Raw genomic sequence first — 12,218 nt, 5'->3', positions numbered from 1 at the left:
CTATGATCCTCCTATTTCTGTGTGGGCTTGAATTTTTTCAACTAAAGGTTCCGCTGCACCATGGATATTTCCTACCCCATAAATAAGGTGACCGGATGCTGTTTCAATCAATGTTTCATAGATTTCCTCCGTTGACTTTCCTTGGAGATCAATGATTTGATTTACTTTTAGTTTTCCTGACTTGACCGCCTGCTTAATCGGATCGGCCTTTTCGCCAATCAACACAAGCACGTCCATTGGTATATGCGGTAACACATCATCTGCAAATTGAATCGTACGATCCACACGGTCTGCCCGACAGTTCATAACAATAATTGGATTTTTTTCCGTGTAGCCTAAAGTTTCCACATTCTTCCAAATATTAATCGTGGAAACAGAATCATTAGCCGCAAACCCATTCACAAAATAAGCGGATGTATTTCCTTCATCTAGTTGCCTGATCCATGTTGCACCAGGATCGGGCTGTGCCTTGAGCATTCCGCGAAATGCCGTTTCTTCATCAATATCCAATGCTTCGGCAACGGCTAATGCTAGCGATGCATTTTCTGGAAAAATCATATAATCAAATTTACGTACATACGCTTCGGAAATTTTACGATTATCCGCAACAATCACTTTTGTATTTCTTTTTGCTGCTTCTTCTTGAAAATATTCTACGTAAGGACCTTCTGAAACAATCAAATGTCCGTTATAAGGGATCGTAGCTGTAAAAGCTTCGGCTATTTCATCTAATGTAGGTCCCATCACATCCATGTGATCTTCCAGTACATTGACAATGACACCTATGTTCGCTTGCAGCAATTTCTCCTGAAATACAATTTGATAGTCCGGATTAACCGCCATACACTCACTGACCAACGCTTCAGCGCCCAGATTTGCTGCTTTTTCTACAACAACTTTCTGTTCGCGAATATTCGGTCCCTCCGGACGACGATGAATTGGTTCTTCCTCCGGGGTATTCCAATAAATCATTCTTGCTGAACTACCAGTTGTCTTGCCGATAGTTTTGTACCCTGCCTCTTTAATAATACCTGTAATTAAGCGCGTTACTGTTGATTTCCCGCGGATACCATTCACATTTACCCGAATCGGCAGAGCATTCACGTTCTTTTTATGTGAATTCCATTCCACGATACCAATAACCAGTGCAATAACGAGCACAATTGGAATCAATAACATATGACTATCCTTCCTTTACCATTTATCAAATCATTCAAGTTGCAGATTTTATTTCGATGGTGCATTAGTTAAAGTATTTAGACATACTTTGACAATGCCTAAGATATTTTAACAAAAAAAAATGTGTTGCAAATAAAATTCCTCATTTTTTATTCTAATTGTAATATATTTGATAAAACTGACTCTCAAATGAAATGAATTGAAAATCCATGTCGAATATATATACAAAAATGACTATTCCCTTATCTATTATATCAATTTTTGTAGGATTGTCGTTTTTTAAATACCACTTTATTTAAATTTTTAATAAAGATAATGAAGAAGGATATATTTAAAAATTATATCGTCAATAAGCGACATTGATAGAAGAATTTGTATAATAAATGAAATCAAATTGTTATATCATCAAAAGCCTTTATATAGCAACGGACTATCTGTCTATGATTTTAGATACGATAGAGAATATCATTAGATAATGAAAGATTCATTGAGAAGAAAAATGTAAAGTTGATTTCTCATTATGTTTTTGATAATATAAAATGAGAAGTTAACTTCACATAAATGAAGAAATGGGCGATGTCATGATTGTTATCAACTATGTCCAGGTATTTAGAAAGCAAAAAAAGATGACCCAAGAAAAACTAGCGAGTAATGTCGGTGTCTCCAGGAAAACAATTGTATCACTGGAAAAAGGAAACTATACTCCTTCTTTATTATTGGCACTACAAATTGCAGAAGTACTGGAAACAGATATTCACACCATCTTTTATTTGGAAAAGGAGTGACCCTGCGATGAAGAAAATTATATTTGAGCAGACCGGAAATATGATCATGATATTGTTTTTAACTCTGGGGATGATACAAACAGTTCTTAACGCTACTGTAAAAGAAGACCCTATCTTTTTTTCTTTTGAATTTGGAATTTTTTGGTTTTTATTTGTAGGATGGTTTATCGTTTTTAGTATTGCCCGATTTTTATATGGAAAAAAATTGCATAATGAAGGTTATAGTACCAAGAAAGGTGAATTCAGCACACAAGATGAAAGAGAGGAGCTTATATCGAAAAAAGCCAGCCTGATTACTTTTAAAATGCTGATCCCCTTGTGGGTTGTTCTTCTTTTTCTGTGTTTTGGTTTGAGTTTGCTCTTTACAGATATTAAAACCTTTCAAAGCACGATTATCGGCATTTTAGGAGGCAGCTTAATAATAAGCTTTCTTACACATCTGGTTGCGTGGATAACATTAGATTTAAAAGATTAGAAAAATCCCACATTGCTGGACGTAGACTGCAGACCAAGAATATATGCTGAAAAACTATGCCGTACAGGTTATCAAGTAACCGATATCCACTACTAAAGGGGCTTTATTCATGATGCCAAACAGTCTGCCGACTAGCAGGGATGAATCTATCCTGCAACGATCAAATTACTTAGAAATGGAAATAAAGCGAAACTTCCTTCGGTGGGAGTTGTTCGACGCACAACGCTTTACGATGGACGAACAATTAAAATCCCAACCTCAGCCAGTTATACTGCGATAAATATGCCAATGCTTTTACACCGATGTTGCTGCTCCTTCAGATAATATCTGTGACAACTCTACAAAATTCATACACAAAATAGCCGGAAAAACCAATCAATACGATGCCTGCAATAATGGAAAATCCTTTAATCATTGCACGGCTCATTACTTTTCTCGTTGTAGCTACAATGGCCAGCAACCCCATATCATGCAGCAATATCCCAGTTAAAATGCCAGCCGCTATGATTAAAAAATTGTCCGGTTCAGCTGGGTTATATGTATTACTTAATACTGCTCCAAACACACTTAACCAAAATACAATGTTTCCTGGCGATACCGCGACAAGAAATCCATTCCGATAGGAGGAACGCATTGATTTCACAGGTTTCTCTCCAACTAATGTAATATCACTATCCGCATTTTTTATCGAATCATAACCAATCAAAAATAGAAGTACTGCGCCAATCAGCCACATTGGAATCTGAAAAAAAGACAATTGCAAAATAGAAGCCAGTCCTAAATAAAGCGCAGCAATCAACACAAGGTCGATTGTCATTCCGCCTAACCCAACAGCCCAGCCATGCATAAAGCCATTTTTCAGCCCCTGCTTGGTCATCTCCACAGTAATTGCCCCTACTGGCATCGCAATCGCAAGCCCGGCCATTACATATGTAATAAATAATGCCATGACAGATATCCTCCTTCAAAACATAAAATATTTTTTATCATACTATAAAAAAAGATAAGTGTATACATATACAAAAAAATTTATAATTACTCTTTAACAACAAATAATAAATCACCTATAAACGTTGGTTAAATAGCTATTTCTTACAAAAAACAATGCATACAATTTTCTATAAAAAGTACATCACCCTCCTGCTTGTTTAAGGGGTCAACACCAAAATCAATGGTTGAAGTTTGTAATTAAATATGATGGCGATATCTAATCTAGCGAAGGAAAAATACGGAGACTCCTATGGGAACAGGGCGAGCTGAAGATCCACTTGAAAAGCGGTCTTCTTTTCAAGTTAGCTGAAGCCGTCCCCATGGAAAGCGTAGTATTTTTCCGCAGCGGTTACTAAAGCATAACTATATAAAGACTGTCACCCCTTTATTTTGGTGCAGAGCCTGTTTAGAAATAGAAATTTTTTATTAAATACCTTGGATTCCTGCATAATCAGCTGGATAGGAGCACAAAATATCATTGTTAGTAAAATGAAACTTTATTCAGTTAGATTTTTCCATTCTCCACTGAATATTAATTGAACGAATCGGGGCTTTACTGGCTGTTGGATCTTCCACTTAGAAATAACAATTCTCCTTTATTTCTTGAAGCGGGAATCTTATAGCCTGTTACACTGCAATAAAATACGACAGGGAAGATGATGATATGAAATACATTTTAGCTTTTCTGATTAAATTTGCGCTGACAACAGGAATATTATGGGTAACATTAGGGATGATTTTTAATATCTCGTTCAGCAATTTACTTATTACGAGTTTGATTTTAACTGCCGTTGCATTTGCAGGGGATATGCTGGTACTGCCTAAAATCGGAAATATTGCAGCTGCGGTTGGCGATTTTGCACTTGCTTATGTCGGTGTCTGGGGAATAGGATCCTTTTTATATGATAACCTGCTTTCTGTTGATGCAGCTGCATTAATAACTGCATTCTTCGTTGCTATAAGTGAACTTGTTTATCATCGATATTTACGTAATTTTATTTTTGATCAAGCAGGCAGAGATGGAAACCATGTTACTCCTGGGAACATGCAAACAGAAATAAGCGAAGAATTATATGATGACAAAGATAAAGATAGATAAGAGATTCGCACATAGAAACATCCGGTTATAGGAATGAAGCAGTATATAACGGAAAAAGCCATGAACTATTCATCGCTGCAACAAAAACCAGGAGCAGAAATAACGATTCCGCTCCTGGTTTTGTGTAAGCTTTTATTCAATCTCTTTTTTATGAAAATACTCCTCTTGCAAAATACCCATATGAGAAACATCACACCATTTGCCATCTCGAAACAAAGCTTGTCTGCTTGTTCCTTCTGCTTTAAAACCTATTTTCTGATACAGTTGGATTGCCCGCTTATTAAATGCAAACACGCGCAAAGAGACTCTGTGAAGATTCAGTTCATAAAAAGCATAATCCAGCAGCAGAGTCAGACCCTCTTCTCCATACCCTCTGCCCCAGTATTGCTTCTCGCCAATATCAATAATGCACTCCGCATTCCGATTTTTATAATCCATGTGGACGAAAGAAACAATACCAATAGATATATCTCTTTCCTTATCAACTAACATATATCCTTTTGACGTTTCGGAACCTAAAATAGCATACTCCACAAAATCTTCTGTTGCTTTCAGCGGGTAAACATCTAAAAAAGGGCTGGTTGAATGCATTACTTCTACATCATTTCTCCATTTGTGATAAAGTTCTGCATCTTCTTTGGTCATCTTTCGCAATCGAACTCTTTCTGATTCAAACAACATGGCGACTTTCTCCCTTCATGTATAGTTTGCCGATTTTACATGTGAAAGTACATTGGTTTAACTTTTGAAACAGGGTTTCATCTATTTATTATGATAGACCACTTCACCGCTGACAATCGTCATCTCCACCAAATCATCTGTTAATGCTGTCGTTTCATCTAGCGGGTTTTGTTTTAGTATGACAAAGTCTGCAAACTTCCCTTCATCTATACTTCCCTCTTCCAGTTCTGCTCCATTTAATGTAGCGGCATCGATTGTCATTTTTCTGTAAGCTTCTATTCTTGTCAGCTTTTGATGCTCTCCAAGCAATTCCCCTTGCCTTGTTTTGCGCTCAACGGCAATCCTGATAGAATCAAGCGGCGAAATATCTGTGACAGGGCAGTCGGAATGGATAGTAAATGTCATCCCTTTATCTTCAGCCCATCTGACAGGGTCCAGATTTTGAACCCTCTCCGGGCCTAAAAAGTATTTTTTATGGATATCTCCAAAGTAATAAATATGATTGGTAAAGAAAGACCCGCCAATATGATGCTTTGTCATTTCATTTATATCCGCTTTATTTACTGTTTGCAGGTGTTCTATTCGGTTCATAAGGCTATTCGTTTTGGTGCCGGAAGCTGCTTTATACGCTTCTATTACTGTGCGTGCAGCTTTATCTCCATTCGCGTGCGTAATCAATGAATAACCAAGCTGTTGAAAATGGTGGTAAAGCTCTTCCAATTCTTCTTTTTCAAGCTGCAGGTCATCAGATGGTTCGCCATCATAATAATCACCGCGAATCGCTGCCGTATGCAGCTGAATCGAACCATCGCTAAAAAATTTGGCACCTGCCAGTGTACTATATCCACCACTTAAGGACGCGAATTTCTCTTTCAACATGTCAGCATGGATATCTTGTAGTTTCGGTTCATGAAGCAGCAGCTGATAAGCAATTGCCCATCTTGTCCGGATTTTTTGAGGACTTTTCAAAAATTGAAGTACCGCTTCATAATCATCCATTCCAGAATATATACCGACTCCCATTTCAGTCGTATTGGTTATTCCTTTTGCGTTATAATCTTTGACTCCCGCTTCGATATCTTCTGCAAGGACATCTGCCTCTACCTTTGGAAGTACTGCTTTCACTTTTTCCAGAGCCGGGAATTCAAATAATACACCATTGACCCGACCGTTTTCATCCCGTTCATACCGTCCGCCTTTAGGGTCCGGATCATATAATCCTACCCCCATGATTTCCAAAGCTTTCGTATTGACTGCGCCCATATGGGCAGAACTTTGCTGGATATAAATGGGCAGGTCTGTTGAAATCTGATCCAAGTCAAAACGATTCGGATGACGTCTTTCCGTCAGTTCAAACTCATTATAACCATATCCGCGCAGCCAACCATCCACAGTAACATCCTCTTTATATTCTTTAAACTTTTCAATAATATCTCGAATACTGCTTACCTTTTCAGGGGAACAATTCAATTGTTTACGAAAACTGCTGTACATAATTAAATGGCTGTGTGTATCAATAAAGCCTGGTGATAACCATTTCCCCTTTACATCCAGAGCATCTGTATCAACTACCATTTGATTTTGCTCTCTTATCTTGCTGATTCGTCCTTCCGACAGCTCTACAGTAGCGAGATATACGTTATCTTTTAATACATCCAGCACATAAGCGTTGATTATTTTATTAACATTCATTTATTCTTGCTCCTTTTTATGACGTTCTTCATTTACTAACTTATGGCGCATGGCAGTCATGACCACTTCCGTCTTATCATGAGACGTGCACAGGCTTGAAACGATAAGCAGGATTAAAGAGAATACATATCCGGCAAGCGCCTGGTCAAAAGGCAAGCCGATATACGGGTAAATCAGAATAAAAATGAACGACCCTGACATCGTAATAAGCACCCCTGCTTTGGTCACTCGCTTCCAGAACATAATTGCTAAAAACGGGAATACCAGTATGACGCCATTCACCATTAATGCCCAGCGATAAGCATCATTGATATTGGTAATAAACAGCGCTGCACCAGCACCTAATAGTGTAATACATATTACGGATAATCGAGATACAAGTAATAACCTTGCATTGGTTGCTTTCGGTTGAATCATCACTTGATAAAAATCTCTTGTTAAATTACTTGCGCCCTGCAGGTTAAAAGAAGTCGCGCCGGTCATCAATGCAGCAAGCAGAGCAACAAAAATAATACCGGCTACAGGTGCAGGGAGCAGCTCGTTGGTCACATAAGAAAATACCAGATCTTGTTCCATGTTCAAATCGACGAACTGCCTCGCAGCAACACCGATTAAAAATGGGAAAAAGGAAATCGCAGCAACAATAACATGCCCTGTAATCCCTGCTGTCAGTGCTGTTCTCTCATCTTTAGCAGCAAAAATCCGCTGCCATGTTGACTGCCAGACAAGATAAAATGGACCTACCGATAAGGCGTACAACAATGTATCCGTCAGCCCATCCGGACTGATGGGACTCAAATAAGTAAAGGATGTATTGCTGAATAAATCCCCGATTCCTCCAACATGAGCAAGAACAGAAACAGTCAATATTACCAGACCAATAATAATTATTATCGATTGCACTGCATCTGTAATGATAGTAGCAGGAAGCCCTCCTAAAATAGTAAATAAAAGAATTAATATCGTACTGACAAATAGTCCTGTATTTAACTCCCATCCAAGGGTAATGTTAAATACGGTGGACATCCCTACCAATTGCAGCCCTATCGTCGGTACTGAATACACAAACGCCGATATAATAGAAGGAACCATTCCTGCACGTCCGCCAAATCTTACCGTGAATAATTCAGCTAAAGTAAATAGCTTTTGACGTCGAAGCGGCTTGGCAAAAAGCAATACTAAAAGCAGACTAAATATATAAGCTACCAGTGCAAATTTAAAATATCCTGAAAATCCGACCGTAAACCCCAGTCCGACCCAGCCTATGAATACGGCTGCTCCAGCGTTGGTGCTGATAATAGTTCCTGTAATTTTCCAAAAACCTGTACTCCAGGAGCCAATCATATACTCCTCATATGTTTTTATTTTATAATAGTAATACCAGGCCACGCCCAGCATCATCCCGAAATACAGAATAAAATATGTAATATACCAGTTCATCATCTTCCTCCTGTTTTAAACAAGTTTTCTTTCTCTAGGTTTTATAATCCCATGTATCCCACATATCGTATATCCCTTCCTTTAATATAGATTTCTTTCTGTTCCCATTTTGTATAGATACTAAACACGTGTATATATTATTTGTTATTGGCAAGAAAAGAAATTTCAAACGAGGGAAGTATGCACATCATACGGAAAAGATTTAAAAATGTCTACAGAAAAGTTATTTGTACGCTAAAAAGGATTAGATTATTTTCCTTTTATTTATCCGGCATAATAAAACAGCTTTTCCAGAAAAAGCCTTCACAGCGCCTTTCTCCAAAAAAACTGTTATGATTACACACTAACTTTGCTCACTGTCCATACACCTGCCAAAATCCAGAACAGTTGTCTGATCAAACGCGTTCTCTAATTCTTTCAATCCGTCAACAAGTTCTTACTCGTACTTTTCCTTATCATGAACCTTTTATTTCATTAAATTCCCTCTCATCCTTTTCCATAATTTAACTAATAATCCACTGAAGCTGAACGATCGAATTTATATAAAAATATGTTATATTAAAACTGAGAAAGGAGTTTTATCATGTCTAAAAAGATTCTGATGATTATTTTGACATTACTGAGCGCCATTGCTTGTATTTTATTAACGGCCCGGCATACCACTGGTCCCAACACCGTTTCTTATGATGATCCCACAGGTTTGCTGATTTCCATCGGAATGGTAGTTGTACTATTCTTACCGCCTTTTCTTTTATCATTCTTGCACCATTCTGTTGCAAAAATGATTTCAGCAATCTACCAAGCTTTGATTGCCATTGCCTTTTTCGGTGCAATGCTGGCAACTTTTTTTGCCTCAGTCGGAGGACTCGCTGTGTTTACAGCAATCATTGGTACTGTTCTAAGTATTATAAGTATTTTTGTAACCCTGTTAACAGGAAATAATAAAAATACATATCGCTTCTAAAATGGATTGGATATTTTATCTTATCCATTTTTTTACGTTTAAAAAGCGTTCTCTTTCATTTTTCAGGACAGCCGATTCATTTTCCGTATCACCAGAAACAGTACAGTTTAAAACGCTTCATGTTATGATAGAGATACTATTAGGAATGAAAGATGACAAGGAGGACGTACGATGTGGAATAAAAATACATTGACTGAAAAAATCGGCATCCGCTATCCAATTATCCAAGCAGGGATGGCTGGCGGAATTACGACGCCGGAACTTGTTGCAGCGGTTTCTAATGCAGGAGGACTCGGCACACTCGGTGCAGGTTATTTGAATGCAGAACAGACGAAAGAAAGTATCCGAAAGATAAAACAACTGACAGATAAGCCTTTTGCAGTTAATCTGTTCACACCGGAAACACCAGAAGTGCGTTCTGAAGAAGTGAATCAGGCGAATGAATGGCTTTCTCCCTTTCGCGAAGCTTTACATATCTCGCAAGTGCCGGAAGTAAATGAAATCACGACGGCTGTTTTTGAACAGCAAATCCAAGTAATTATTGAAGAGCAGGTTCCTGTATGTAGCTTTACTTTCGGGATTCCTTCCCGCTCTGTTCTTCAGCAGCTGCAAGCAGAAAATATATTGCTTATGGGGACAGCTACAACCGTTGCAGAAGCGAAAGCCAATGAAGAAAACGGAATGGATATGGTTGTCATGCAAGGAAGTGAAGCTGGCGGCCATCGCGGAACATTTTCAGGTTCCTTTGAAGACGCCATGATTGGAACTATGGCGCTTATACCACAAACAGCAGATAACGTAACCATTCCAGTGGTTGCAGCTGGAGGTATGTCTGACGGCCGCGGTGTACTGGCCTCCCTCGTTCTTGGCGCACAAGGAGCGCAATTGGGCACAGCATTTCTTACTACTTCGGAGAGCGGTGCAAATAAACAGCATAAGAATGCCGTTTTAAACAGTAGAGAGAATCAATCAGCCATTACGTCTGCTTTTAGCGGCAAACCTGCAAGAGGGATCCAAAATGATTTCATGATAAAGATGAAGCAGTATGAAACACATTTGCCGGCCTACCCCATTCAAAACAGTTTGACCAAACCAATACGCGGGGAAGCAGGAAAACAAAACCTTCCGGAATGGATGTCTTTATGGAGCGGGCAAAATCCTAGGTTATGCAAACAGCAGCCGGCAGGCGAATTTATTGCTTCCATTGTTTCACAAATAACGGAAATGCAAACGTAAGTTACTTTGAATTCATTCCTGTTACTATACTTTTATATGAATCCAGGGCGCTGGCCATGCTCTGATCAGCACCTTGTTTTTGTTTTAAGCTTTTTTTGATATAAAGACTGCTTGTTATCACTCACTGCATCTGGATATTTTCCTTGCAAATCGGCAATAATTTTGGCAGGTCATTTTCTTTAACGATATAACTTATTCTAATTCAACGCATATCCATGCTATCTTTCGGTACAGGTATATGTAGCTATTGTTTTAAACAGGAGGTGCTTTCATGTGTTCCCAAGCATCAAATCAGCAAAAACAGATGAAATCACATCTTTTGGGAAAATGGATAAGCGGTATTGCATTTACCTTTTTCATCGCCCTGCTGGGGTTCTTATTAGCGCAAGTTCCAGGTTTTGATCGTGTTGGTCAACTCGCTTGCGCCATTATTATTGCCATTATGTACAGACAATTTTTCGGATATCCGGAAGTGTTGCGCTCTGGAATTACCTTTTCCTCCAAAATACTTCTTCGTTTAGCCATCATTTTATATGGCCTAAAGTTAAATATGCATACCGTATTTCAGGATGGACTTGGACTTTTGGTACGTGATGCTGTTGTTATTCTTTTTGCCATCGTTGTAATGATCTGGCTCGGCAAAGCATTCAAAGCCGATAAAAATATTTCGCTTTTGCTCGGTGTCGGAACAGGAGTGTGCGGAGCTGCTGCAATTGCTGCTGTTGCACCAATTATGAAAACAAAGGATGAAGATACGGCAATCAGTGTAGGCATTATCGCTTTAATGGGTACTGTGTTTGCGATTGGATATACTTTAATCGAGCCCTTCCTTCCTTTAACATCAACCGATTACGGTATCTGGTCCGGCCTCAGCCTGCATGAACTTGCCCATGTTGCTATTGCAGCCGAACCAGCTGGAGAAGATGCATTAGCTATGGCATTACTGGCAAAATTAGGAAGAGTGTTTTTACTTGTTCCACTTTGCTTTATCCTCATTTATTGGATGAAGTATAAAAACAAGGGAAACCAAACACACCATACCATTGCTTTTCCATGGTTCTTGCTTGGATTTATTTTGATGAGCTTATTGGGAAGCTATGTACTTGGAGATACCATCCCTATACCCGAAAATACGTTAGAAAATATCTCAGCAGCAACTACATGGATACTGACAGCTGCTATGGTGGGACTCGGGTTGAATATCAGTCTGAAGGATCTGCGGTCGAAAGCGTTGAAACCGCTCCTGGCAATTACCCTTACATCATTCTTCCTTTCCGTAATGGCTTATTTTATGATTTAAGTACAGTGAAAAAGGAAATAGGTTTGGCTGGAAAAACCGACCCAGGACTTTGTTTATAATGACTATTTAATTAATTATAATGTCTTGTATACTCAACTTTCGCACCTAAGAATAAGCTCCCTCTGAAGATGCCCTTTTGCCAAGCGTACTTCTTGGAAAAAGTTAGCTGAAGAGCGTGCCCCTAGGCAGACTAAAGTCGCAACGTCCTGGGGTTGCGCTTACTCACCCCATTAAAACCGTTGTTGCAACATCTGCACTAGTGCCACGCGGCTGAAGTAAATACCCCACATTAAATTTGTAAGGTTTTAGCTTCCTTCGTCCAACGGAATGGTTTAGCCAAATGTTCATTGTAGTAACTGATAAATTGTTTTATCTTT

The 12,218-nt window shown here is 38.7% G+C and carries 11 protein-coding genes; 6 read left to right on the top strand and 5 right to left on the bottom strand.

What is annotated here, in order from left to right; genetic code table 11:
• Positions 1 to 1,179, bottom strand: coding sequence for a poly-gamma-glutamate synthase PgsB (gene pgsB / locus ACFQ19_RS18670; RefSeq protein WP_379594202.1), 1,179 nt, complete (start codon positions 1,177 to 1,179; stop codon positions 1 to 3).
• 581 nt (positions 1,180 to 1,760) lie between these two features.
• On the opposite strand from pgsB, the gene ACFQ19_RS18665 reads away from it, so the two are divergent.
• Positions 1,761 to 1,964: a helix-turn-helix transcriptional regulator gene (locus ACFQ19_RS18665; protein ID WP_379594201.1), complete on the top strand. Its 204-nt coding sequence runs from the start codon at positions 1,761 to 1,763 to the stop codon at positions 1,962 to 1,964.
• A gap of 7 nt (positions 1,965 to 1,971) precedes the next feature.
• On the top strand, positions 1,972 to 2,439 hold the full coding sequence (locus tag ACFQ19_RS18660; protein ID WP_379594199.1) for a hypothetical protein: 468 nt from the start codon (positions 1,972 to 1,974) through the stop codon (positions 2,437 to 2,439).
• 316 nt (positions 2,440 to 2,755) lie between these two features.
• On the opposite strand, the gene ACFQ19_RS18655 is transcribed toward ACFQ19_RS18660, so the two are convergent.
• Positions 2,756 to 3,388 carry a LysE family translocator gene (locus ACFQ19_RS18655; RefSeq protein ID WP_379594198.1) on the bottom strand — a complete coding sequence of 211 codons (633 nt, stop codon included), beginning with the start codon at positions 3,386 to 3,388 and terminating at the stop codon, positions 2,756 to 2,758.
• Positions 3,389 to 4,093: 705 nt separating this feature from the next.
• Here ACFQ19_RS18655 and ACFQ19_RS18650 point away from each other — a divergent pair.
• Positions 4,094 to 4,528, top strand: coding sequence for a YndM family protein (locus tag ACFQ19_RS18650; RefSeq protein WP_379594197.1), 435 nt, complete (start codon positions 4,094 to 4,096; stop codon positions 4,526 to 4,528).
• 132 nt (positions 4,529 to 4,660) lie between these two features.
• Here the strand turns inward: ACFQ19_RS18650 and ACFQ19_RS18645 are convergent, their stop codons facing one another.
• From ACFQ19_RS18645 to ACFQ19_RS18635, 3 genes are all read right to left on the bottom strand, one after another.
• The gene (locus ACFQ19_RS18645; protein WP_379594195.1) at positions 4,661 to 5,209 is read right to left on the bottom strand and encodes a GNAT family N-acetyltransferase; all 549 of its coding nucleotides are present in this window, start codon (positions 5,207 to 5,209) and stop codon (positions 4,661 to 4,663) included.
• Between the two features lie 81 nt (positions 5,210 to 5,290).
• The gene (locus ACFQ19_RS18640; RefSeq protein WP_379594194.1) at positions 5,291 to 6,901 is read right to left on the bottom strand and encodes an amidohydrolase; all 1,611 of its coding nucleotides are present in this window, start codon (positions 6,899 to 6,901) and stop codon (positions 5,291 to 5,293) included.
• Positions 6,902 to 8,341 (bottom strand): sodium:solute symporter family protein, encoded by a 1,440-nt coding sequence (locus ACFQ19_RS18635; protein ID WP_379594193.1) that lies wholly within the window; start codon positions 8,339 to 8,341, stop codon positions 6,902 to 6,904.
• Between the two features lie 583 nt (positions 8,342 to 8,924).
• Between ACFQ19_RS18635 and ACFQ19_RS18630 the strand changes: the two genes are divergently transcribed.
• The 3 genes from ACFQ19_RS18630 to ACFQ19_RS18620 all read left to right on the top strand — a co-directional run bounded on the left by ACFQ19_RS18630 (position 8,925) and on the right by ACFQ19_RS18620 (position 11,841).
• A complete protein-coding gene (locus ACFQ19_RS18630) occupies positions 8,925 to 9,305 on the top strand; it encodes a hypothetical protein (protein ID WP_379594192.1) in 381 nt (126 codons plus the stop codon).
• A 171-nt stretch (positions 9,306 to 9,476) separates the two neighbouring features.
• Entirely contained in the window at positions 9,477 to 10,541 is a 1,065-nt protein-coding gene (locus ACFQ19_RS18625) for an NAD(P)H-dependent flavin oxidoreductase (RefSeq protein WP_379594191.1), read from the top strand.
• A gap of 271 nt (positions 10,542 to 10,812) precedes the next feature.
• Positions 10,813 to 11,841, top strand: coding sequence for a YeiH family protein (locus ACFQ19_RS18620; protein WP_379594190.1), 1,029 nt, complete (start codon positions 10,813 to 10,815; stop codon positions 11,839 to 11,841).
• Positions 11,842 to 12,218: the final 377 nt, after the last annotated feature.

Origin of the sequence: Oceanobacillus locisalsi, from assembly GCF_042675985.1 — a bacterium.
GTDB lineage: Bacteria > Bacillota > Bacilli > Bacillales > Amphibacillaceae > Oceanobacillus > Oceanobacillus locisalsi.
Note: the sequence above shows the minus strand (reverse complement) of the source record. Positions and strands in the feature narration are given on the sequence as shown.